At 75.0% G+C, this 21,911-nt stretch carries 26 protein-coding genes; 11 read left to right on the top strand and 15 right to left on the bottom strand.

Going from position 1 to position 21,911, the window contains the following annotated elements; genetic code table 11:
* Nucleotides 1-30: 30 nt before the first annotated feature.
* Nucleotides 31-399, top strand: a complete 369-nt coding sequence (locus ACFU9A_RS01735) for a DUF5808 domain-containing protein (protein ID WP_430573539.1) — start codon at nucleotides 31-33, stop codon at nucleotides 397-399.
* 216 nt (nucleotides 400-615) lie between these two features.
* Here ACFU9A_RS01735 and ACFU9A_RS01730 read toward each other — a convergent pair whose 3' ends face one another.
* From ACFU9A_RS01730 to ACFU9A_RS01715, 4 genes are all read right to left on the bottom strand, one after another.
* Entirely contained in the window at nucleotides 616-1,392 is a 777-nt protein-coding gene (locus tag ACFU9A_RS01730; protein WP_430573538.1) for a thioesterase family protein, read from the bottom strand.
* Nucleotides 1,393-1,454: 62 nt separating this feature from the next.
* Nucleotides 1,455-2,159 (bottom strand): hypothetical protein, encoded by a 705-nt coding sequence (locus tag ACFU9A_RS01725; RefSeq protein WP_430573537.1) that lies wholly within the window; start codon nucleotides 2,157-2,159, stop codon nucleotides 1,455-1,457.
* Between the two features lie 60 nt (nucleotides 2,160-2,219).
* Nucleotides 2,220-3,431 carry a winged helix DNA-binding domain-containing protein gene (locus ACFU9A_RS01720; protein WP_430573536.1) on the bottom strand — a complete coding sequence of 404 codons (1,212 nt, stop codon included), beginning with the start codon at nucleotides 3,429-3,431 and terminating at the stop codon, nucleotides 2,220-2,222.
* The gene (locus tag ACFU9A_RS01715) at nucleotides 3,428-4,306 is read right to left on the bottom strand and encodes a helix-turn-helix transcriptional regulator (RefSeq protein WP_430573535.1); all 879 of its coding nucleotides are present in this window, start codon (nucleotides 4,304-4,306) and stop codon (nucleotides 3,428-3,430) included. Before ACFU9A_RS01715 ends, ACFU9A_RS01720 begins: the two co-directional genes overlap by 4 nt.
* 112 nt (nucleotides 4,307-4,418) lie before the next feature.
* On the opposite strand from ACFU9A_RS01715, the gene ACFU9A_RS01710 reads away from it, so the two are divergent.
* Both ACFU9A_RS01710 and ACFU9A_RS01705 read left to right on the top strand, forming a co-directional pair.
* A complete protein-coding gene (locus tag ACFU9A_RS01710) occupies nucleotides 4,419-5,681 on the top strand; it encodes a multidrug effflux MFS transporter (protein ID WP_430573534.1) in 1,263 nt (420 codons plus the stop codon).
* Nucleotides 5,682-5,707: 26 nt separating this feature from the next.
* Nucleotides 5,708-6,727: a zinc-dependent alcohol dehydrogenase family protein gene (locus ACFU9A_RS01705; protein WP_430573533.1), complete on the top strand. Its 1,020-nt coding sequence runs from the start codon at nucleotides 5,708-5,710 to the stop codon at nucleotides 6,725-6,727.
* A gap of 2 nt (nucleotides 6,728-6,729) precedes the next feature.
* Here the strand turns inward: ACFU9A_RS01705 and ACFU9A_RS01700 are convergent, their stop codons facing one another.
* The 5 genes from ACFU9A_RS01700 to ACFU9A_RS01680 form a co-directional block, all read right to left on the bottom strand.
* Nucleotides 6,730-7,371, bottom strand: coding sequence for a LysE family translocator (locus ACFU9A_RS01700; RefSeq protein WP_430573532.1), 642 nt, complete (start codon nucleotides 7,369-7,371; stop codon nucleotides 6,730-6,732).
* Nucleotides 7,372-7,380: 9 nt separating this feature from the next.
* Complete coding sequence (locus tag ACFU9A_RS01695; protein WP_430573531.1) at nucleotides 7,381-8,556, bottom strand: NAD(P)/FAD-dependent oxidoreductase; 1,176 nt, start codon at nucleotides 8,554-8,556, stop codon at nucleotides 7,381-7,383.
* A complete protein-coding gene (locus ACFU9A_RS01690; RefSeq protein ID WP_430573530.1) occupies nucleotides 8,549-8,812 on the bottom strand; it encodes a helix-turn-helix domain-containing protein in 264 nt (87 codons plus the stop codon). Before ACFU9A_RS01690 ends, ACFU9A_RS01695 begins: the two co-directional genes overlap by 8 nt.
* Nucleotides 8,812-9,291: a DUF2975 domain-containing protein gene (locus ACFU9A_RS01685; RefSeq protein ID WP_430573529.1), complete on the bottom strand. Its 480-nt coding sequence runs from the start codon at nucleotides 9,289-9,291 to the stop codon at nucleotides 8,812-8,814. The genes ACFU9A_RS01690 and ACFU9A_RS01685 overlap by 1 nt, the downstream gene beginning before the upstream one ends.
* An 84-nt stretch (nucleotides 9,292-9,375) precedes the next feature.
* Nucleotides 9,376-10,041, bottom strand: coding sequence for a hypothetical protein (locus ACFU9A_RS01680; RefSeq protein ID WP_430573528.1), 666 nt, complete (start codon nucleotides 10,039-10,041; stop codon nucleotides 9,376-9,378).
* Between the two features lie 57 nt (nucleotides 10,042-10,098).
* Here ACFU9A_RS01680 and ACFU9A_RS01675 point away from each other — a divergent pair, with 57 nt between their 5' ends.
* Nucleotides 10,099-11,328: a low temperature requirement protein A gene (locus ACFU9A_RS01675; RefSeq protein ID WP_430573527.1), complete on the top strand. Its 1,230-nt coding sequence runs from the start codon at nucleotides 10,099-10,101 to the stop codon at nucleotides 11,326-11,328.
* Here the strand turns inward: ACFU9A_RS01675 and ACFU9A_RS01670 are convergent.
* Together ACFU9A_RS01670 and ACFU9A_RS01665 are read right to left on the bottom strand one after the other, a co-directional pair.
* Nucleotides 11,267-12,115, bottom strand: coding sequence for an alpha/beta hydrolase (locus ACFU9A_RS01670; RefSeq protein ID WP_430573526.1), 849 nt, complete (start codon nucleotides 12,113-12,115; stop codon nucleotides 11,267-11,269). The genes ACFU9A_RS01675 and ACFU9A_RS01670 overlap by 62 nt on opposite strands.
* 29 nt (nucleotides 12,116-12,144) lie before the next feature.
* Entirely contained in the window at nucleotides 12,145-13,005 is an 861-nt protein-coding gene (locus ACFU9A_RS01665; RefSeq protein WP_430573525.1) for a CPBP family intramembrane glutamic endopeptidase, read from the bottom strand.
* A gap of 156 nt (nucleotides 13,006-13,161) precedes the next feature.
* Here ACFU9A_RS01665 and ACFU9A_RS01660 point away from each other — a divergent pair, with 156 nt between their 5' ends.
* Both ACFU9A_RS01660 and ACFU9A_RS01655 read left to right on the top strand, forming a co-directional pair.
* On the top strand, nucleotides 13,162-13,770 hold the full coding sequence (locus ACFU9A_RS01660; protein WP_430573524.1) for a sugar O-acetyltransferase: 609 nt from the start codon (nucleotides 13,162-13,164) through the stop codon (nucleotides 13,768-13,770).
* The gene (locus ACFU9A_RS01655) at nucleotides 13,763-14,323 is read left to right on the top strand and encodes a TetR/AcrR family transcriptional regulator (protein WP_430573523.1); all 561 of its coding nucleotides are present in this window, start codon (nucleotides 13,763-13,765) and stop codon (nucleotides 14,321-14,323) included. The genes ACFU9A_RS01660 and ACFU9A_RS01655 overlap by 8 nt, the downstream gene beginning before the upstream one ends.
* A 29-nt stretch (nucleotides 14,324-14,352) precedes the next feature.
* On the opposite strand, the gene ACFU9A_RS01650 is transcribed toward ACFU9A_RS01655, so the two are convergent.
* Nucleotides 14,353-14,772: a VOC family protein gene (locus ACFU9A_RS01650; protein WP_430573522.1), complete on the bottom strand. Its 420-nt coding sequence runs from the start codon at nucleotides 14,770-14,772 to the stop codon at nucleotides 14,353-14,355.
* Nucleotides 14,773-14,877: 105 nt separating this feature from the next.
* Between ACFU9A_RS01650 and ACFU9A_RS01645 the strand changes: the two genes are divergently transcribed.
* On the top strand, nucleotides 14,878-15,930 hold the full coding sequence (locus ACFU9A_RS01645; protein WP_430573521.1) for a YdcF family protein: 1,053 nt from the start codon (nucleotides 14,878-14,880) through the stop codon (nucleotides 15,928-15,930).
* Between the two features lie 25 nt (nucleotides 15,931-15,955).
* On the opposite strand, the gene ACFU9A_RS01640 is transcribed toward ACFU9A_RS01645, so the two are convergent.
* A complete protein-coding gene (locus tag ACFU9A_RS01640) occupies nucleotides 15,956-17,449 on the bottom strand; it encodes an MFS transporter (protein WP_430573520.1) in 1,494 nt (497 codons plus the stop codon).
* 150 nt (nucleotides 17,450-17,599) lie between these two features.
* Between ACFU9A_RS01640 and ACFU9A_RS01635 the strand changes: the two genes are divergently transcribed.
* From ACFU9A_RS01635 to glmS, 4 genes are all read left to right on the top strand, one after another.
* A complete protein-coding gene (locus ACFU9A_RS01635; RefSeq protein ID WP_430573519.1) occupies nucleotides 17,600-18,055 on the top strand; it encodes a MarR family winged helix-turn-helix transcriptional regulator in 456 nt (151 codons plus the stop codon).
* A gap of 118 nt (nucleotides 18,056-18,173) precedes the next feature.
* Nucleotides 18,174-18,419: a DUF2180 family protein gene (locus ACFU9A_RS01630; RefSeq protein ID WP_430573518.1), complete on the top strand. Its 246-nt coding sequence runs from the start codon at nucleotides 18,174-18,176 to the stop codon at nucleotides 18,417-18,419.
* An 87-nt stretch (nucleotides 18,420-18,506) separates the two neighbouring features.
* Nucleotides 18,507-18,767, top strand: a complete 261-nt coding sequence (locus ACFU9A_RS01625; protein WP_430573517.1) for a hypothetical protein — start codon at nucleotides 18,507-18,509, stop codon at nucleotides 18,765-18,767.
* 27 nt (nucleotides 18,768-18,794) lie between these two features.
* A complete protein-coding gene (gene glmS / locus ACFU9A_RS01620; RefSeq protein WP_430573516.1) occupies nucleotides 18,795-20,633 on the top strand; it encodes a glutamine--fructose-6-phosphate transaminase (isomerizing) in 1,839 nt (612 codons plus the stop codon).
* A 24-nt stretch (nucleotides 20,634-20,657) separates the two neighbouring features.
* Here the strand turns inward: glmS and ACFU9A_RS01615 are convergent, their stop codons facing one another.
* On the bottom strand, nucleotides 20,658-21,074 hold the full coding sequence (locus tag ACFU9A_RS01615) for a VOC family protein (protein WP_430573515.1): 417 nt from the start codon (nucleotides 21,072-21,074) through the stop codon (nucleotides 20,658-20,660).
* A 149-nt stretch (nucleotides 21,075-21,223) separates the two neighbouring features.
* On the bottom strand, nucleotides 21,224-21,808 hold the full coding sequence (locus ACFU9A_RS01610) for a hypothetical protein (RefSeq protein WP_430573514.1): 585 nt from the start codon (nucleotides 21,806-21,808) through the stop codon (nucleotides 21,224-21,226).
* Between the last annotated feature and the right edge of the window lie 103 nt (nucleotides 21,809-21,911).

Here is a 21,911-nt window from a genome sequence, read left to right as displayed (position 1 = left end):
CGACGAGCGCCACGACGAGCGGAGGCCGAGATGGGCAAGAAGCAGGAGATCCAGCACGGCAAGCAGCACCTCGACAAGCACGCGCAGCACGGCAGGAAGCGGGGCGGCCCCAACCTGTTCCAGCTCATCATGGTCGCGCTGGTGGTCGCGGCGATCACCAAGGAGCTGCAGAAGGACAAGGAGGACCGCACCTGGCACGGCACCGTCGCCGGGTTCGTCCCCTACGAGTTCCGCGTCCCCACCCTCGCGCGCGTCCGTGAGCGGGTCTGGGACCCGGAGGGCGAGCACCTGCTCAGCCCGCACGTCTTCGGCGTCGGGTGGACGCTCAACCTCGGCCGCATCGTCGAGCTGGTGCGCCGCAAGGTCGAGGACGCGCGCGAGGCCGAAGCCTCGGCCTGACGGCCGCGCGCCGCACGGCGAGTCGTCGCTCGGAGCACGGTGTCGTTCTTTGCTCCGTCGGGAGAACAGGAGGGGCGCCCGCTGGGCCGCACCCCTTGCGGCTCAGCGGGGTCTTCCCGCTCGCCTGGAGTGGCGCCTGCTGAGCGGGAACGGCTCCCGCCCTGCCGACCGAGCAGAAAACGACAACGTCCTCGGGTCGCCGACGCGCCCGGGCGGTCACGCGTCGAGCGCGCGGACCACCAGGCCCTGCGCGAGGGTGCCGAACGCCCCGTGCTCGTCGTGCAGCACGCTGGACGTGAGGCCCGCGCCGCCGGCTCCGAAGACCACGGACGTGTCGAACCCGAGCCACCCGCCCGCGGGGGCGCGGTGCAGGTGCGCCGAGAGGTCGACGTTGGGGAAGGCGACCTTCCGGGGGTCGGCGCGCACGGACATCCCGTTGGCGACGTCGAACAGGCCGACGGTGCGGGCGAGCGTGCCCACCTCCTCGGCCTCGACGAGGTCGTGGTCGGTGCGCACCCACACCGTGCCGCGCCCGGGCTCGGCGAGCGTGCGGCGCACGTCGATCGACGCGACGAACGCGCCGGGCCAGTCCGTGGTCGGGTCCCACACCGGGGTGTCGTCGGGTCGGGGGAGCGGCGCGGGCGCGCCGGCCGCGAGGTCCCGCGTGTCGCCGACGGCGGTGAGCCACGCGCGCAGCGTCACGACCGGGCGGCCGCCGCACGCCACGTCGGCCTGCACCAGCTCGACGCCGCGGCCCGGGCGCAGCACCCGCACGTCCGTGGTCATCTCCTCGAGGCGGTACGGGCCGAGGATGTCGAACGTCAGCCGCGTGGCGGCCAGGTCGTCGCGGCCACGCTTCTCCCGGTCGGCCTCCACCAGGTGCGCGAGCAGCCCGAGCGTCGGCGCCACGTGCTGCTCGTCCGTCCTCCACGCCCCTCCGACGTGCTCGGTGGGCTGGAACGTCGTCGCGCCGGTGCGGCGGAAGTAGGCCATGGGTGTCCGTCCTTCGTGGGGAGTGACGGCCATCCTGCCAGGGCGCGGCGGCGTCCTTCGCCTCAGTGCGTGGACGGCACCGTCCCCACCAGCAGCAGGGGCCGGCTGGGCAGCGGCTCGAGGCCGAAGCGCCGGTAGACGGCGGCGTGCCGGGCCGAGGCGGCGAGCGTCCGCACCGTCTCGCCCGGCGGGACCACCTCGCCGACGTGGCGGGCGATCAGGGCGATCCCGCCGCCAGGTCCCCGGGACGCGGCGTAGTCGACCGTCCAGTCCGCCGCACGGATCGCCGCGACGTCGGCGCGGCGCTGCTCCCGCGAGGCGGCGAGCCGCGCAGGGCGCTGGGCCCTCGCGATCGCCACGCCCGCGCGGCCTGCCGCCACGACCAGGAGGAGCAGCGCGGTCGCCGGCCAGGCAAGGACCGCCGCGGTGACGAGAGCGTCGGCGGCCGGGCCGATCCCCGCCGCCAGGCCGGAGACGATGCCCAGCGCCGCGCCGGTCGAGACCGAGATCGCCAGCACGCTCCCGACGGCGCGGAGGGAGGGCCACGACCGCCGGTACGTCACCCGCGCCACGACCTCGGCGTCCCGGTGGGCGAACCCGCCGAGCACCACGACGAGCGCGACCCACACCGGCCAGGTCACCGCCGCCCACGCCCGCCGGCCGCGCGCCGGGGCGAACGACCAGGCCAGCGTCCACGCCACGGGGCCCACGGCGCGCCCGCGCACCGGGATCAGCACGGGCTCCGCCGAGAGGTCGTTCATGCGCATGCCGGGAAAGTACCCCGCAGCGTCGTGGCGGCCCGGGTGAAAAGGGGGTGTGGGTCGTCGTCAGGCTGTCGTGAGCTCGACGTCCACGGTGGACGAGCCGCGCAGCGCCGCGACCTGCACGGCTTCGTCGTTCAGCAGGGCGGTCGCGCGGTCAGGGAGCCGTCCGAACGTCGTCACGGCGAGGGTCAGCCGGGACCCCTTCGCGCGGGGCCGCCAGGTGCCGGCGACCTCGCCGTCGACCAGCACGGTGCCGGGGTCGCCGACGGGCGCCCACACGGCGCGGTGGTGCTCCTTCGCGACGATCGTCGCGCGGTCGCGGAGCTGGGTGTACGGGTCGCGGGGCGGCAGGAGGCGCACGCCTGTCGGCATCGCGGCGGAGGCCAGGGCGTCGACGTCGTCGGCGAGGAGCCACCCCCGGGAGGCTCGCCCGCCGGCGGCGGGCGCCACCTCGACCGGAGCGAGCTCGTCGGCGACCTCGTCCCACCAGGGGCCGACGTCGCCCGCGCGGACGCCGGCCCACGTGGCGAAGGCCGCCCGGGTGGTCGGGCCGTAGCAGTGCAGGTAGCGCCGCAGCAGATCCGCCCGCGCCGCGGCCGGGTCGACCTCGGGGAGCGGGTGGCCGAGCCACTCGTCGACCAGCACGAACGGGGCCTGGTTGCCGTCGCGAGGGGCGAAGCAGAGCACGCCCTCGAGCGTGAGGACGCGCAGGCAGAAGTGCACGACGCCCTCCCCGAGGGGCTGGCCGGCGGCGTACGGGCCCTCCGCCTCCCACACGGCCCGGCGGGCGGACGGCAGGCCGGGGGCGATGCGCGCGGCCAGCTCCGCGCCGAGCTCGCCGATCGCGAGCCGACGACCGGCCAGCACGCCCCGGAGCTCCGCGCGTGTGAGGTCGACCGCATCGGTCAGGCTCAGCCCGAGCCTGTCCAGCGACGGCCCGACGCCCAGCAGCAGATGCCGGCGGGCCTCCTCGGCGGGCGGCAGCACCCCGGCCGTGAAGGCGGCGGCGTCGGCGGTCGGCACGACGCACGGCGCCCCGCGCATCGCCCACGTGCGCAGCAGCGACCTCTCCTCGCCGAGCGCGGCGTCGACGCCCTCGCGCGTGACCCCCTCCGCCCGCGCGTGCAGCGCGAGCAGCGCCGACCCGGGCGGGCTGTCCTGCACCCCGCAGCGGCCCGCGACGACGGCGAGGTCGCCGGCCGGAGCCCGCGCGGCCAGGCCGTGCGCGGCGAGGCGGAACGCGACGACGTCGTCCCGGGTGACGCGGGCCGTCATCCGGCCCGCCCGACGGCGCCGCGGGCGTCGGCGCCCCACGACGCGAGCAGCCGGAGACGCTCGGCGGACGGCGATCCGGGCTCGGCCGTGTAGACGAGGAGCACCTGGCCGGGCTCGGCCGTCACCCCCAGCTCCTCGTAGGCGAGCGTGAGGTCGCCGACGACGGGGTGCCGGAACCGCTTGGTGCCTGCGCCGTGGATGCGGACGTCGTGTGCGGCCCAGAGGGTACGAAAGACCTCGCTCCGCGTGGAGAGCTCGCCGACCAGGTCCTGGAGGGCCCGGTCGTGCGGGTTCCGGCCGGCCTCCGCGCGCATGACCGCCACGCACATCTCGGCCATGACGTCCCAGTCGGGGTAGAAGTCGGGCGCCGCCGGGTCGAGGAACTGGAACCGCGCCAGGTTGGGCACCCGGCCGCCGTCGCCGATGACGGGGGAGTAGAACGCGCGGCCCAAGGAGTTGGTCGCGAGCAGGTTCTGCCGCGGGTCGCGGACGAACGCGACCGCGTCGGTGATGGCGTCCAGGGCCCACTGCAGGCTCGGCCGCGGAACGCCGGGCCGGGTCGCGCGACCCCGGGCACGCCCCGACGTCGGGACGCCGTCCGCGGCGCGCGCGAGATCGAGCAGGTGGGCGTGCTCGGCGTCGTCCAGCCGGAGGGCTCGAGCCACGGCGTCGAGGACCGACGCCGAGGCGCCGGCCACCGCGCCGCGCTCGAGCCGTGCGTAGTACTCGACACTCACGCCGGCCAGCATGGCGACCTCGCCGCGCCGCAGGCCCGGCACCCGGCGGTGCGAACCCGCCGGCAGGCCCGCCTCCTCGGGAGTCACCTTGGCGCGGCGCGACATGAGGAACTCGCGCACCTCGGCCCGGTTGTCCATGTCGCCAGGCTAGGTGCGGACCGTCGACGGCGACGGGCGCGAGGGGTGCCCTGGCGGTACACGTCTCGTCAGTGACTCCCGCGCGCCGGTCGGACGACGCACGCTGGTGGACATGCCCGCACCCGTCCAGCCCGCCGCGCCGCAGCACCGGTTCGCCCGGACGCTGCCCGCGCTGCTGCTCCTGCTCACCGTGTTCGGGCCGATCTCCATGGACCTGTACCTCCCGGCCCTCCCGGCCCTGACGGCGGACCTCGGTGCGACGACCTCGGTCGCGCAGCTCACGGTGACCGCCTGCCTCGTGGGCCTCGCCGCCGGACAGCTCGTGGCGGGGCCGCTCTCCGACCGGCTCGGGCGGCGCGGGGTGCTGCTCGTCGGCGTGGTCGCGTACGTCGTCACCTCCGCGCTCTGCGCGGCCAGCCCCACCGTGGAGCTGCTGGTCGTCGCGAGGCTCGTGCAGGGGCTGGCCGGCGGCGTCGGCATCGTCGTCGCGCAGGCCGCGGGTCGCGACGTCTACGACGGCGGCGCGCTGATCCGCTTCTACGGCCGCCTCACGGTGGCGGGCGGCCTGGCGGCGGTCGTCGGGCCGCTGCTCGGCGGGCAGCTGACCACGGTCACCGACTGGCGCGGTCTGTTCGTCTTCCTCGCGGCCGTCGGTGTCGTCGTCCTCGGTGCGGTGGTCGTCGCCTTCCCGGAGACGCTGCCCGCCGACCGGCGCATCGCCGGCGGCTTCGGCCGGACCGGGCGCGACTTCCGCGTGCTGCTGTCCGACCGGGTCTTCGTGGCCGCGGTGCTGCACCAAGGCTTCGCGTACGCCGCGCTGTTCGCCTACCTGGCCGGTGCGACCTTCGTGCTGCAAGGGGTCTACGGGCTGTCCCCTCAGGGGTACGCGCTCGCCTTCGGCCTCAACTCCGCCGGGTTCATGACCTGCGGGTTCCTCGCGGGTCGCGCCGCGGAGCGCCGGAGCGTCCCGGGCACGCTCGCCGTCGGCACCGGCCTCGCGGGACTCGGCGCCCTCGGGCTGCTGCTGGCTGGGACCACCACGATGCCCGTGTGGGTGGTGGTCGTGGCGCTGCTGGCGCTCGCGAGCGGTGTCGCCACGACCTCACCCCCCGCGACGACGCTCGCGCTGGTCGGCTACCCGCGGCTCGCCGGCACGGCGTCGTCCCTGCTGGGCATGGTGCGGTTCGGCTTCGGCGGGGTGGCCGCGCCGCTGGTCGGCCTCGGCGGGGCGGCGGCGATCCTGCCGCTCGGCCTCGTCACCGTCACCGCCGTCTCGCTCGCCACCGTCGCCCTGCTGGCGCTCGGCGCCCGCGCCGGCGCGGGCGCGCCCTCCGTCCACCGCGTCGCCCTCGACGCGGACACCGTCCACTCCTGAACAACCCCTCAGAACGGAGCACCACCATGCGCGGAGTCATCCTGCACGCCCCCGGCGACGTGCGCGTCGTCGAGCGTGACGACCCGAGGATCCTCGAGCCCACCGACGCGGTCATCCGCGTCACCGCCACCTGCATCTGCGGGTCCGACCTGTGGCCCTACCGCGGTGCGGACGACGTGCACGACGCCGTGATGGGCCACGAGTACGTCGGCGTCGTCGAGGAGGTCGGCGACGACGTGCGGACCGTCAAGGTCGGCGACTTCGTCGTCGGCTCGTTCTGGGCGTCCGACAACACGTGCGAGATCTGCCGCTCCGGCTACCAGGCCTACTGCGTGCACCGGGTGCTCATGGGAACCCTCGGCACGCAGTCCGAGCGGGCGCGCATCCCCCTGGCGGACGGCACTCTCGTCGCGACGCCAGGGATGCCCGACGACGACCTCGTGCCCTCGCTGCTCGCCGCCTCCGACGTGCTCGGCACCGGCTGGTTCGCCGCCGTGGCCGCCGAGGCGGGCCCCGGCAAGACCGTCGCCGTGGTGGGCGACGGCGCGGTCGGGCTGCTCGGCGTGCTCGCCGCGAAGCAGCTCGGCGCCGAGCGCGTCATCGCCATGTCCCGGCACGCCGACCGGCAGGCCCTGGCCCGCCGGTTCGGGGCCACGGACATCGTGACCGAGCGCGGGGACGCGGGCGTGGCTCGCGTCAAGGAGCTGACGGACGGGCTCGGCGCGCACTCGGTGATCGAGGCCGTCGGCACGCAGGAGTCGATGATGCAGGCCGTGCACTCCACCCGCCCCGGCGGCCACATGGGCTTCGTCGGCGTCTCGCACGACGTCGCGCTGCCCGGGGACGACATGTTCATGGCCGGCATCCACCTGCACGGCGGCCCTGCGCCGGTGCGCCGGTTCCTGCCCGAGCTGGTCCGGCTGATCTGGGACCGGGTGATCGACCCGGGACAGGTCTTCGACCTCGCGCTGCCCCTCGAGCGGGCGGCCGAGGGGTACGCCGCGATGGACGAGCGCCGGGCGACGAAGGTGCTGCTGACCGTCTGAGGTCAGGACTTCGCCGGCGTGAGCGCCAGCGCGCCGGCGAGGCCCAGCATCATCCCGCCGCCGGTGCCGCGGATCGCCGCGAGGCGCCGCGGCGACCGGGCGAACCAGGCGCGGGCCGTGCCGGCGAGGAACGCCCACGTGCCGTCGAGCACGAGCGCGATCAGCGTGAACTCGAGGCCCAGCACCAGCATCTGCAGGGGCACGGCCTCGCCGTGGAAGTCGACGAACTGGGGGAGCGCGGCCACGAAGAACACGATCGTCTTGGGGTTGGTCGCCCCGACCACGAACCCCTGGCGCAGCACCGTCCACGACGACGCGGGCCGCGCGCGCGGGTCCGCCCCGACGTCGGTGCCCTCCCGCCGGTGCCGGATCGCCTGGACGCCGAGGTACGCCAGGTAGGCGGCGCCGAGCAGCTTGAGCACCGTGAACAGCGCGATCGACTGCGCGACCAGGGTGCCCACCCCCAGCGCCACCGCGGTGACCGGGACGAGCGCTCCGAGCTCGTTGCCGAGCACGCTCACCATGCCGCTGCGCCGGCCGAGCGACAGCGAGCGGCCGACCACGAAGAGCACGCTGGGCCCCGGGATCGCGATGAGCACGACCGAGGCCAGCGCGAAGGCGAGGAGCGACTCGACGGGCGGCACAGGGGGAATCTAGCCCCGCGCGCCCGGCATGGCGAGGGCGATCTCGCGCGGGACGGCGGGCGCCGGCCGGGGGTCGGGGAACGACCCGTGCCCGAAGAGGATGCGGCGCGCGGCGGCACGGCCCGGGGGCGTGCGCAGCAGCGCGACCCCGGCCCCCGCCGCCGCGGGCGTGCGCACCAGGGACAGCCCGCGGCGCAGGGTGAGCCGCCCGCGGAAGCGGGCGCGCAGCGCGGCGCCGTCGTACCGCGCCAGCTCCCGCCGGTCGCCGGTGCGCAGGGCCCGGTCGAGGACGTCGGCCGCATGCTCGGACAGCCGCAGGCACGGGTCGAGACCGCCCGCCGTGAGCGGCGAGACGGCGCCCGCCGCGTCGCCGACCAGGAGCCCGTGCGGCCCGGCGATACGGCGCAGCAACCCTCCGACGGGGATCGGCCCGGCCCGCCGCTCGACCGCCTCCGGCCGGCCCGTGCCCGCGAGGCCCGGCGCGCTCGCGGCGAAGCGCCGCAGCGCGTCGCGCAGCCCGTGCGGGTACCGGTCGGCGTACCCGGCGACGCCCACGTGCGCGTGCCGGCCGTCGTCCAGCACCCACGCGAGGTACCCGGGAGCGAGGCGCGGGTCGAGCACGCAGTGGAAGGCGGGCACGACGCCGGGCCGGGCGTCGCGGGGCGGCAGGGCGTACACCTCCTCCGCGCCGACCAGCAGCTCGCGGTTGCGGTCGAGGCCGAGCTCCCGCGCGACGGCGGAGCGCGCCCCGTCGGCCCCCACGACGAACGTCGCGGACACCTCCTGCGGGCCGCGCGGGCCGTGCAGCAGGTGGGCGTCCCCGCGCCGCCCGAGGTACCGGGTGCCGAGCTCGAGCCGCACGCCCGCCGCGACCGCCCGCTCCGCGAGCGTCAGGTAGAGGGCGGCCATGTCGCCCACGCGGAACTCGTCGTGGGCGCTGTCGAGGGTGACGGGCCGCCGGTGCGACGGCGGGTAGAGCACCATGCGCCGCACCGCCGGGCCGAGGTGCTCCGGCGGGAGGTCGAAGTCCTCCAGCGTGCGGCGCACGAAGATGCCGGTGGTGCGCACGGAGGCGTCGAGCCTGGTGCGCCGGTCGGCGAGGACGACGTCGTGCCCCCGCCGGGCGAGCTCGGTGGCCGTCCACAGCCCCGCCAGGCCGGCGCCGACCACGAGGACGTCAGGCATCGTCGCCGCCCTCGTCGACGGTCCCGTCGACGGTCTCGTCGATGGTCTCGTCGTCGTCGACCCGCTCCAGGAGGTCGCCCGGCTGGCAGCCGAGCACCCGGCACATGGCGTCGAGCGTCGCGAACCGCACCGCCTTGGCCCGCCCGTTCTTGAGGACGGCGACGTTGGCGGGCGTGAGGCCGACGCGCTCGGCGAACTCGCCGACGCTCATCTTGCGGCGCGCGAGCTCCACGTCGAGGCGGACGACGATCGCCATCAGATCACCCCGTCGAGGTCGGTGCGCAGCTCCGTGGCCTGCCGCAGCAGCGCCCGCAGCACCACCATGAGCAGCCCGACGGCGGCGCCCACGAGGAGCACCAGCAGGAGCAGGGCGGCGAGACCGGCCAGCCCCTCGGCGGCCACGAGGAGGGCGAACGCGGCCAGCACCAGCACCCACGCGAAAGCCGCCGCCGTGACGATGCCGTTCACCCAGACGAGGGCGTGGTCGGAGAAGATCCGGTCGTCGCGGACCATCGTCAGCAGCCGCCACGTGCACACGATGACGGCCTGCACGCACGCGAGGCCCACGACGGCGAGCACCAGCAGCGGCCAGCGCAGGGGGGCCAGGTCGGGTGACTCGACGGCCATCCGCGCGAAGGCCGCGGGCAGCACGGCGACCTGGGCGGCGAGGAGGGCGGCGAAGACCGCGACGAGCAGGGCGCGCAGGGGCCCGACGAGGCGCTGGGTGCGTGACATGCGGCCGAGCCTGGCGTCCATACCTATCGAAAGTCAATAGATATCGATCGCTTTGCAGGTTCTTCGCAGCATCTCCTCCGACGGCTAGCCGTCGCCGTCGAACAGCCCGCCGTCCAGCAGCCAGTGATAGCGCAGGCGCAGCGCGCGCTCGGTGCTGGCCAGGAGGGTGGCGACCAGGAGCGCGACGTTGAGGCTCCCGGGGAGCCGGACCGGCGAGGTGAACGTGCCGAACCGCTCGGCGACGGGCGGGATCTGCGAGATCTCCTCGACGAGCTGCGGGACGCCGAGCACGAGGGCGACCGCGAGGACGACCCACGTGAGGGCCCCGATGCCGCGGCTCAGGCCCGGGCGCTCGCGGTCGAGGCGGGCCCGGCGGCCCTCGGCGGAGGCGGGGTCGGGCACCAGCTGCCGCTCGCGCCCGTCGGGCGTCACGTAGTGGCAGCGGCGCAGCCCGTAGCCGCTCGTCTCGACCTGCACGGTGCCGCCGGTGACCGGGAACTCGGCGGGGAGCTTCGACGTCGCCTGGTGCGCGCCGTCGAGGTAGAGCCGGGACCGCACCTCGCCGTCGTCGGAGTCGCCCCAGAGCCGCACGTCCACCGACCAGGTCTCGGGCCGACCCTCGGGGCCCGCGACGCGCAGGTGGAACAGCGCGCGGGACAGCGGCTGCCACCAGCGGAACCGCTGCAGGGCGTGCCCGTCGCCGGGCTTCACCCGCCGGGCTGCGCGCCGGCGCCTGCGGTCCGAGAACATCCCCGGCAGCGTAACCGCGGGCCGGGCGCGTGGCCCGTCGCCCCCGCCGGGTGCACGATGTCTCGCGTGAGCACGCCAGAGACCCCCGCCCGCTCCCGCCTGGTGCGGATGGGCGCACGCGACCCGCACGAGCCGGGCCGCACCGCGAGCACGCTCGAGCTCTTCTTCGACCTCGTGTTCGTGGTCGCGGTGAGCGTGGCGTCGGTACAGCTGCACCACGCGCTCACGGACGGCGACGTCGCGGGCGGCCTGGCGTCCTACGGCATCGTCTTCTTCGGCATCTGGTGGGCGTGGATGAACTTCACGTGGTTCGCGACGTCGTTCGACACGGACGACTGGCTCTACCGCGTGCTCACGATCGTGCAGATGTCGGGCGTGCTGGTGCTCGCCGCGGGGATCGAGCCGGTCTTCGTCGACGGCGACCTCACCGTCGTCGTGCTCGCCTACGTGGTCATGCGCGCGGCGATGATCGCGCAGTGGCTGCGGGCGTCGCGGACGGCGGGACCCACCCGCGGGGCGACGCGGGCGTACGCCCTGGGCATCGCGGTGGTGCAGGTCTGCTGGCTCGGCATGCTCCTGCTGCCGGAGGCGGCGCAGACGCCCGTGGTGCTCCTCCTGATCGTCGCGGAGGTCGCGGTGCCGGTGGTCGCGGAGACCCGCGGCCGGACGCCGTGGCACCCGCACCACATCACCGAGCGGTACGGCCTGTTCACGCTCATCCTGCTCGGCGAGAGCCTGCTGGCGTCGTCGAACGCCATCATCGAGGCGCTGCACGACGAGCAGGACCTGGCCTCGCTGGTCTCGATCGCCGTGCTGACGGTGGTGGTCACCGCCGCGCTGTGGTGGATCTACTTCTGGCCGCCGCACCACCGCGCCCTCGGCGAGGCCCGGCTGTCGCGGTCGCTGCGCTACGGCTACGTGCACTACTTCGTGTTCGCCGCGGCCGGCGCGTTCTCCGCGGGCATCGAGGTGGAGATCGACGCGCTCACCGGGCACACCGCGCTGTCCGACGTGGCCGCGTCGTTCACGGTGACGATCCCCATCGCCGTGTTCGTGCTGGGCATCTGGTGGATCGCGATCCGCGACAACGCCGACCGCGTCGTCAACGCGGTGGTGCCGGTGGGCGCCGTCCTGGTGCTGCTGGACCCGGTGATCCCGGTGCCCGTCACCCTCACCGCCGTGATCATGGTGCTGATCGTCGTGGTGCTGGTGCTGCACCCCCCGCTCAGCGAGCCGCGAGCTCCGCGAGCAGGTCGGCGGCCGGAGCGGGGTGCACCAGCCAGCTGAGGTGGCTGGCGCGCAGCGTCCGCACGTCGTAGGGGTTGTCCGGGGTGAGCGCGTCGGCCTCGCGGATCAGCCGGTCCTGCATCGCGAGCGGCATGCTGGCGTCCTCGCTGAGGCGCACGAAGGTGCGCGGCACGGTGCCCCACGTCGCGGCCTGGGCGCGGTCGTCGGAGGTGCCGACGTCGAGGTTCTCGTCGGGCTGGAACGTGGTGAGGAAGGTGCGGAACTCGTCGTCGGTGCCGTCGGCGAGGAAGAGGGCCTTGAGGCCGGAGAGCACGTCCGGGTCGGCGGTGCGGAAGTTGCAGCGCAGCAGCCCGACGTCGGCCGGGTGAGCGGCGAGCGCGCCCGCGAGCGCCGCGGCGTCCACCGTCGCCATCTCCGGCTCGGCGTTGTACGCGGCGGCGTCGAGGTCCACGGGCGCCCACGCGGAGACGTACACGAGGCGGTCGACGAGGTCGGGTCGCGCGTTCGCGACCGCGGTCACGGTGGCGCCGCCGCGGCTGTGCCCGACGAGGACCACGGGCCCGTGCTCTCGCACCCGCTCCAGGACGCCGACGACGTGGGCGGCGTTGTCCGCGAGGGTGACGCCCTGGATCGCGCCGGGCGCCGTCGCGAGCGCGGCCGGGTCCTGCGGCGCCTGGTAGGCGGCCGGGAAGGTGGCCTCGAAGCCGTGCCCGGGCAGGTCGACGGCGAGCGAGCGGAGGCCGCGCAGGGCCAGCTCGGCCTGCAGCGGCGCGAACGAGAACGAGTTGGCGAAAGCGCCGTGGACCAGCACGAACGTGGGGGACATGCCGGCGAACCTAGCGGAGGCGAGGGGCGTCAGGCCGCGGCCGGGCGGGGCGTGTCGTGCCCCTTGGCGCGACCGTTCACGGCGCGCGCGAGGAACAGCGAGACCAGGCCGAGCGCGATGAACAGGAAGTTCGTGGGGGTGGCGAGGGCGAGCAGGGGGCTGACGGGCGCGAGGGTCGTCGTCTCGTCGATACCGCCGGTGGCGAGGAACAGCATCGGGTCGAAGGCGCCGTGCAGCAGGATCGGCCAGACGAGGTTCCCGGTGACGCGCAGCGTCAGGTACATGGCGACGCCGAAGCCGAACGTGTAGACCACCGTGAGCGCGACGGTGGCGGGCGCCATCCCGGACAGGGCGTTCGCCGAGTGCAGCAGCGCGAACACGAGCGACGACACCACCATGACGACCCACTCCGTGGAGCCGCCGCGGCGCAGCAGCGTCACGACGACGCCGCGGCACAGCACCTCCTCGACGAACCCGACGAGCAGCCCGGCGAACAGCGTGGTCACGACGACACCGGCCGCGTACGAGCCGTAGTCCACGCCGGCCGCGCGCAGCAGCACGGGCACGAGCGCGATGGCGGGCGCCACCCACATCCAGCCGCGGCCCGCGGGCTGGGGCCCGAACAGCACGGGGAACCAGCGCAGCGACGCGACGAAGAGGACGAGCACCACGGCCCCGACGAGCAGCGGGAGGGCGAGGGCGACGAAGACGCCCGTGGGGGTCGCGAAGAGGTCGTCGGGGTCCACCGAGTGGGCGAACCACACGCCGATCACGCGGCCCGCGCCGAGGTAGAGCGCGAGGTACGCGGCGGCGGCGAGGAGGGCGCGCCACAGCCCGCCGCGCTCCCAGAAGCCCTGCCACGGCGAGGTGTCTCCCGTCCCGTCGACCATGCCGCCTCCGTGCCGCTCGCGCCGACCGGGGCGGTCGCCCCTGCGGGCACGGTAGACGCGGCGCGGCCCCGCCGCGCCCGGAGGGCGCGGTGCCCGCCCCGCCGACCCCCGTCCACGATATGTACGGTCGTACATATCGCGGGTAGGCTGCCGCGCATGACGACCGACCACTTCGCCGGCGACCCCCGCAGCAACCACGACCGCATGCTCGCCGGCGACCTCTACGTCGCGGACGACCCGGAGATCGAGCGCCGCGCCCGGCGCGCCGCCCGCCTCCAGGACGAGTACGCGCGGACCGCCCCCGCCGACCCCGACGGCGCCCGCCCGGTGCTCGCCGAGCTGCTCGGCACGCTGGGGGAGGACGCCGTGGTGCGGCCGCCGCTGTACGTCGACTACGGCGAGAACCTCCACGTGGGCGCGCGGACCTTCGTCAACTACCACCTCACCGCGCTCGACGTCGCGCCGATCGTCATCGGCGAGGACTGCCAGATCGGCCCGAACGTGCAGCTGCTCACCCCGACGCACCCCGTGGAGCCCACCCCGCGCCGGGACAAGCTCGAGGCGGCGCGGCCCATCACCCTCGGCGACAACGTGTGGCTCGGCGGCGGCGTGATCGTGTGCCCCGGCGTGACCATCGGGGACAACTCGGTGATCGGGGCCGGCGCGGTCGTCACGCGCGACGTCCCGGCGAACGTCGTCGCGGTGGGCAACCCCGCGCGCGTCGTGCGCGGCATCGCGGAGGACGACGGCGGCGCCGGTGCCTGACCGCCGCCCTCGCCGTACCGACCCGGGGCGGCGCGACCGCATCGTCGACGCGTGCCTCGACGTCGTCGTCGCGCACGGCGTCGCCGGCACGTCGCACCGCCGCGTCGCCGAGGCGGCGGACGTGCCGCTCGGGTCGATGACCTACCACTTCGCCGGCATGGACGAGCTGCTGCGCGAGGCGTTCGGGCGGTTCGCTCGCACCGTGAGCGACGAGTTCGAGCGCCGCCTCGGCGCCGCGGCCGACGCCGACGACGCCCGCGCGGCCGTCGTCGGCCTCGTGTCCGACGTGGCCGGCACCCGGCGCGACCTCGTCCTCACGCACGAGCTCTACACGCTGGCCGCGCGGGAGCCCGCGTTCCGCGACCTCACCACCGCGTGGATGGCGCGCTCACGCCGCGCGCTGGAGCGGCACTTCGACCCGGCGACGGCGCGCATGCTCGACGCGCTGATCGAGGGCCTGGCCGTGCACCGGACGCTCGACCGGCCGGAGGGCCAGGGCCCGTACGACGCGGCCCTCCTCGCCGACGCCGTCGCGCGGATCACCCGGGCCTGAGCCGGGCCGGACCGGGACCCCCCGGGGCGTCAGGCCAGGCCGGCGGCCTGCAGCTCGGCGGCGCTGCGCAGGATGCAGAACTCGTTGCCCTCGGGGTCGGCCAGCACCACCCAGCCGCCGCCGTCGGGCGTGCGGCGGTCGGCGACGACCGTCGCGCCGAGGGAGAGCAGGCGCTCCAGCTCCTCGTCGCGCGTGCGGTCGGTGGCGCGCAGGTCGAGGTGCAGGCGGTTCTTGATCTCCTTGGGCTCCGGGACCTCGATGAAGAGGACGTGGCCGTGGCTCTCCGCCGGGGCGTCGTGGTCGGCGGGCGGCACGATCATGCACTCCTCGTGGCCGGGCAGGTTGGGGTCGCCCGGCACGTCCGTGTAGCCGAGCACCTGGTTCCACCACTGGGACTGGGCGTAGGCGTCGCGGGCGTCGAAGGTCGTGTGCGAGATGCGTGAGGTCATGCGGGGTATCAGAGCACGTCATCGCCCCGGCTCCCCAGGCCATATCGCCGCGCGTCCCCCTATCCTGCGTTCAGTCCCCGCACCTCACCCCTGGAGTCCTCCGGCATGGCCGACGTCGAAGCCACCCTCTGGTCGGTCGCCCTGTCGGTGGCGGCCTGCGCGTTCTGGGCGGTGTGGCTCGCGCACTCCGTGCGCGTCGACCCGCGCCGGCTGCGCAACGGCTTCCTCGCGCTCGCCGTCGGGTACACGGCGACGGCGCTGGTCGGGCAGCTGGTGGCCCTGGCACCGGGCGGCGAGACCGTCATGGGGGTGGCCTCGTTCCTGGTGCTCGGCCTCCTCGCGCTGGGCGTCCTGGTGCTGCCGGTGTTCCTCGTGGTCAACGGGCTGACGATGGTGCGCAGGGAGCGCCGCAGCCTGGGCAACCTGATGTCGCTGCTGCTGGGGCTGGCGATGCTGGCGGCGCCGTTCGTCGTCGTCGCGCCGTTCGTGCTCGACGTCCCCTGGACCCTCGGGCTGGTGGTCGGGCTGATGCTGGGCACGGCCTGGCTCGGGTTCGTCTTCCTGGGCTTCGTGGCGCAGACGCTGCTCTACCGGCGCTTCGCGGCGCGGGTGCCCGCGCACGGCGTGATCGTGCTGGGCTCCAAGGTGGTCGGCGGCCGGGTGCCGCCGCTGCTGGCGGCGCGGCTCCGGGCCGGCGTCGAGGCGGCCGAGCGGCTGGGGGCCGACGGCGGGCCCGTGCCGATCGTGCCGTCGGGCGGGCAGGGCGCGGACGAGGACCGGCCCGAGGGCGTCGCCATGGGGGAGTGGCTCACCGACCACGGCGTGCCCGCCGACCGTGTGCTCGTCGAGGACCGCGCGCGCACCACCCGGGAGAACCTCACGCTCGGCGTCGCGCTGCTGCGCGAGCACGGCGCCCCGGGGCCGTACCTCGTCGCGACGAACAACTTCCACGCCCCCCGCGCCGCGCTCGAGGCGATGGACCTGGGCCTCGACGTGCACGCGGTGGGCGCACCGACGGCGGGCTACTTCTTCCCCAGCGCGTACCTGCGCGAGTTCGTCGCGGTGCTGCGGCGCCGCCCGACGGTTCACGTCGTGGCGGCCGTCGGCGTCGTCCTCGTCACGGCGCTGGTGACGTTCCTCGCCGTCACCGGACGGTAGGCCCGGGGACGGCGAGGAAGGGGCCTCAGCCGACCAGGACGGCGTCGCCCTCGGCGTCGGGCACGGCCTGGAGGTGCCGGCCCTCGTCGGGCCGGCTGCCGCGCGGCCGCGGGATGAACAGCACGATCACCGCGCCGACGGCCGCTGCGACGGCGCCGATGACGAAGCAGAGCTGGAACGCCCCGCCCGTCGGGATGGCGGGGGTGCCCGGGGCCAGGACGGTGGTCTGGCTGGTCAGGACGATCGCCATGACAGCGCCGGCCACCGTGGTGCCGATGGAGCGCATGAGGCTGTTGAGGCCGACGCTCGCGGCGGACTCCGTGGCCGGCACGTTGGTGAGGATCAGCGTGGGCATCGCGGCGTACCCGATGCCGACGCCGGCCGACGCCACGCAGGACGCGAGCATGAGCTGCCAGGGCGCGTCCATGAGGAACACGGCCACCACGTAGCCGAGGGCCAGGACGGTCGCGCCGATCGCCATCGTGCTGCGCCCGCCGAGGCGGGTCAGGAGGTGGGACGAGACCGGCGTGAACGCCATCATCATCAGCCCGGCCGGGGCCATCCACAGCCCGGCCTCGAGGATCGTCTGGCCCAGGCCGTAGCCCGTGGCCTCCGGCATCTGCAGGAGCTGCGGCACGACGATGGACTGCGCCATCATGCCGAAGCCGATGAGCACGGCGGCGATGTTGGTGAGCAGCACCGGCCGGCGGGCCGTGGTGCGCAGGTCGACCAGCGGGTCGTGGTGGCGCAGCTCGTACCAGCCCCACAGGAGCAGCACGAGGACGCCTCCCACGATCATGCCGAGCGTGCTGGCCTGGTCCCAGCCCCAGTCGTTGCCCTTGGACACGCCGACCAGCACGCCGACGAGGCCGATCGCCAGGCCGATGGCGCCGACGACGTCGAGCCGGCCGGGGTGGGCGTCGCGCACGTGCGGCACGACGACGAGGGTGGCCACCGTCATGACGGCGGCGAGGCCGGCCGAGACCCAGAACAGGACGTGCCAGTCGAAGTCCTGGGCGATCCACGCGGCCAGGGGGAGGCCGAGCGCGCCGCCGACGCCGAGCGTGGCGCTGATGCCGGCGACGGCGGTGTTGCGCAGGTGCGCGGGGGCGGTCTCGCGGACCATGCTGATCGCGACGGGGATGTAGCCCATGGCGACGCCCTGCAGCACGCGGCCCACGATCATCGGGCCCACGGAGTCGGACAGGGCGCAGACGACGGAGCCGACCACGAGGATCGCGGCCGACACGACGAGGACCGGCTTCTTGCCGTACAGGTCGGCGAGGCGGCCGGTGACCGGCATGGCGACGCCGCCGCCGAGGAGCGTGGCCGTGACGACCCACGACGTGTTGCTGGCGGTGGTGCCGAGCAGGTCGGGCAGCTCGCTCTGGATCGGGATCACCAGGGACTGCATGAGGGCCGCGCACAGGCTGCTGAACGCGAGGACGACGATGACGGCGACCGCGCGGGCGGACGACCGTGACGCCGGCGGGGCGTCGGGGGAGGGGGACGAGCTCACGGCACACCTCGGGATGTGTAAGTTACATAAGACCATGTGTATGCTACCTACATATCTCCCCGCGTCAACCCTGGAGGGATCCCGATGCCGTCCGAGACACCGTCGTCCGCGTCGTCGACATCAGCCCGCGGCCCCGCCGCGACCCGTCCCGTGACCGCGTCCGCGCCGTTCGGCACGGGCCCCGACCTGCCCGCCGACCGCCGCGTGGCGTCGCTCCTCGTGCGCCTCGACGTCAACCGCCGGATCGCGGAGCACCACAGCGAGCTCGGCACGGCCGACGGGCGGCTGCTGTGGCTCCTCTCCGGCGGTCGCCCCCGCACGCTGCGGGAGATCGCCGACGCCCTGCGGCTCGAGCAGTCGACGGTGAACCGCCAGGTCAACGCGGCGCTCGCCGCGGGGTTCCTGCGCCGCTTCACCGAGGCCGGCCGGCCCGCCCGACTGATCGAGCCCACGGCCGAGGGGCTCACCGCCTTCGAGCGGGCCACGACCCGCGCGCTCGGCGCCTACGCCGACGGGCTGGCCGTCCTCGGCGACGAGGCGGGAGCGTTCCTCGACCTCCTCGAACGGTTCACGCAGGCCTACGGCGAGGCCGTCCGCGACGCCTAGCCGAGGCTCCCCGGCGGGCCCGGTCGACCACCGGCGAGCGCCGGTGTCCGGTCGTACCGTGAAAGGCATCGACAGATCGACCGCGGGGCCGCCGACGGCCCGTCGGAAGGAGCGAGCGATGAACTGTTACGAGTGCGCCACCGGGTTCGACCGCGTGACGCCGGCGGTGGCGACCTGCTCCACGTGCGGCGCCGGGGCCTGCCTGGAGCACGTGCGGGTCGGGGCGGCCGTCGTGCACGAGCACACGCCGGGCAACCCCACCCTGTACCGGCTGCCGGGGCGACGGTTGTACGACGTGACGTGCGCCCCGCCGGGATCGGTGACCTGGCAGGAGGTCGCCGCCGGCGAGAAGCCGAGCGTCTGACGGCCGCGTCGCCGCAGCTCGATCCGGATCCTGCCCGATTTCGGGCAGGATCTGGCATGTCGCGGGCGACGCGCGCATGATGTCCCGGTGACCGACGCCGATCTCGTCGCCCGCATCGCGACCTCCACGGGGCTCTCCCCGTCCGAGGCAGCGCGCGTCGTCGAGGACGTCCTCGCCTGGTACCGCGAACCGGTCGAGGACTACGTGCGCCGGCGGCACGCGACGTTGCGCACCTACGGGCGCCGCAACGAGGAGATCTACACGCAGATCGCCGCCGAGCTCCGCGACCGCCTCGTGGCGGCGCCGGAGCTCACGGAGCGCCAGGTCCGGCGCGCCATCTACGGCTAGACACCTACGGCTAGGAGCAACCGTCCCATGTGCGGAATCGTCGGCTACGTCGGCCCCCAGCAGGCAGCACCCGTCCTCGTCGAGGGCCTCACGCGCCTGGAGTACCGCGGCTACGACTCGGCGGGCATCGCCGTGCTCAACCCGCGCTCGACGGCGCACCCGTCGCGCGTGGTGCGCGCCAAGGGCCGTGTGCGCGACCTCGAGGCCGCGCTCCCGGCGCGCCTCACCGGCACCGTCGGGATCGGGCACACGCGCTGGGCCACCCACGGCGAGCCCAGCGAGCGCAACGCGCACCCGCACACCTCGTACGACGGCCGCGTGCACGTGGTGCACAACGGCATCATCGACAACTTCCACGTGCTGCGCTCGCGGCTCGCGGCCGACGGCGTCGAGCTCACCTCGGACACCGACACGGAGGTCGTGGCGCACCTCGTGGCCCGCGAGCTCGCGGCCGGCCTCGGCTTCGAGGACGCCGTGCGGGCGGCGGTCGCGCAGATCGACGGCACCTACGCCCTCGCGGTGGTGGACGTGCAGGCCCCCGACCGCGTGGTCGTGGCGCGCAACGGCTCGCCGCTGCTGCTCGGCGTCGGCGACGGCGAGATGTTCGTGGCCTCCGACGCCGCCGCGATCGTGCGCCACACCAGCCAGGTGGTGCTGCTCGACGACGGCGACTTCGCCTCCGTCTCCGCCGACGGGTTCCGCACGTTCACGGCCGACGAGGAGCACACGGCCCGCGACGCCGTGACGATCGACCTCACCGTCGAGGAGCTGGAGCTGGGCGGCCACGCCCACTTCATGCACAAGGAGATCCACGAGCAGCCCGAGTCCGTGGAGCGGATGCTCTCCGGCCGCCTCGACGACCGCTTCGGCACCGCCAAGCTGGACGGCCTCAACCTGGACCCGCGCCAGCTGCGCCGCTTCGCGCGCGTGAAGATCCTCGGCTGCGGCTCCGCGTACTACGTGGGCCAGCTCGGGGCGTCGATGATCGAGGACCTGGCGCGCATCCCCGCCGACGCCGAGCCCGCCAGCGAGTTCCGCTACCGCAACCCGATCATCGAGCCGAGCACCCTGTACGTGGTGGTCAGCCAGTCCGGCGAGACCGCGGACACCCTGTTCGCCGTCCGCGAGGTGCAGCGCAAGGGTGGCACCGTCGTCGGGCTCGTCAACGCCGTCGGGTCGTCGATCGCCCGCGAGGTGGACGGCGGCATCTACCTGCACGCCGGCCCGGAGGTGGCCGTCGCGTCGACGAAGGCGCTCACGCACATGGGCGTCGGGTTCGCGCTGCTCGCGCTCGCGCTGGGCCGTGTGCGCGACCTGTCCTTCGCGGACGGCAAGCGGATCATCGCGGGCCTGCGGGCGGTCCCCGGCCAGATCGCCGAGATCCTGGGCGGCGAGGAGGACCTCGCCGGGGCCGCGAAGGAGCTGTCCGAGGCGCCCAGCCTGTTCTTCATCGGGCGCGTCCGGGGCTACCCGGTGGCGCGCGAGGGCGCGCAGAAGTTCAAGGAGATCACCTACCGCCACGCGGAGGCGTACCCCACCAGCGAGCTCAAGCACGGCCCGCTCGCGCTCATCAGCCCCGAGCTGCCGACGGTCGCGATCATGCCGGCGGACGACCTGCTGGAGCGCAACATCACCGCGGCGCAGGAGATCCGCGCCCGCGGGGGCGCCGTCGTCGCGATCACCCACCCGGGCGTCGAGCTCGGGGACGCGGCCACGCGCCGCATCGAGGTGCCGCGCAACGAGGTGGAGCTCGACCCGATCCTGCTGACGATCCCCACCCAGCTGCTCGGCTACCACGCGGCGGTCGCCCTCGGGGAGGACGTGGACCGGCCGCGCAACCTGGCCAAGTCCGTCACCGTCGAGTGACGGCGGCGGCGGGGGTGGTGCGGCTCAGCCGCCGATCTCGTCGAGGAGCTGCCGCACCCCCTCGCCGTCCATCAGGCCGATGACGTTGCCGGCCGGGTCGGTGAACCAGGCGCCGTCGCCGCCCTCCATGAAGCCGCGCGCGACACCCTTCTCGTCCTGGTCGAAGCCGTCGTACCGCTCCAGGGTGAGGCCCTTGGCGACCAGGTCGTCCACCACCGGGTCGACGTCGTCGACCGCCAGGTGGAAGACGGTGAACGCCGCGGGGGTGTGGTCCTCCTTCGGGTAGACGAACACCGGGGCGCCCGCGCCGAGGTGGAGCACCAGGCCCATGCCCTCGTCGAGGGTGGTGACGCGGAGCCCGAGGGTGTCCGTGTAGAAGCTGCGTGCCGCGTCGAGGTCGTCCACCGAGAAGCTGGAGAACCCGCGCCGAGTCGTGACCATCGCCGTTCCACTCCTTCGTGCCGCCGGTCCCCGCGCGTGGGGAGCCGCCACGAGGGTGCCGGACCCCTCTAGGATCCGTCCGGCTGGGCGCGCACGCCGCTCCCGCCGGGGGAGCGCCGGGTGAAAACGTCGCCCTCGCCGCGGGCGCGTCAGGCCGGGGCGTCCGACGGGTCGGGCTGCTCCTCGACCTTCACGGCCTTGAGCTCGGGCGTGAACGCGAACAGCGCGCCGTCCTGGGCGCCCACCCACCAGCCGCCGCAGACGCGGGTGGAGTCCAGCTCCTGGCCGGACGGCCACCAGGCCGCCTTGAGCGTGGCGTCCACGCGGTAGTCGTCGACGGTGAGGCCGTCGCGGGCCGGCTTCGCGACCAGCGGGTGGTCGGCGTCGACGGCCGCGCACTCCGCGGGGAGGTCGGCCAGGGCGGCGTCCATCGTGAGGATGACCTCGTCGCCCGTGGTGCGGAAGACGCCGCGGACGTCGGCGGCGCCGTCGGGCACCCACGACGGCAGGACGTCGGCGGCCTTGCCGCTCGCGCCGCTGTCGTACGAGAACGCCCGGGTGTGGCCCGAGCTCCGGTCCTGCAGCGCCTCGGTGATCGCGCCGCAGGCGGTGGTCGTGACGGCGACGACGGAGGCGAGGGCCAGCACGCCGACGCCGCGGTAGCGCCGGGAGGCGGAGGTCGTGACGGTGGAGAGGTCGGTCGGGGCGCCGTGGCGGGGCTCGTGGTGCGTCATGTCCACGACGCTACGAACGGGCAGGGGGCGCCGTCGTCGGCCCGGGAGCGGAACCTGCGGGGCCGCGCGTACGACCGGGGGAGGACGCCGGGCTCAGGGGCGG

The sequence above is a fragment of the Isoptericola sp. NPDC057653 genome, assembly GCF_042799955.1.
In the GTDB taxonomy this organism is placed as follows: Bacteria; Actinomycetota; Actinomycetes; order Actinomycetales; family Cellulomonadaceae; genus Isoptericola.
Note: the sequence above shows the minus strand (reverse complement) of the source record. Positions and strands in the feature narration are given on the sequence as shown.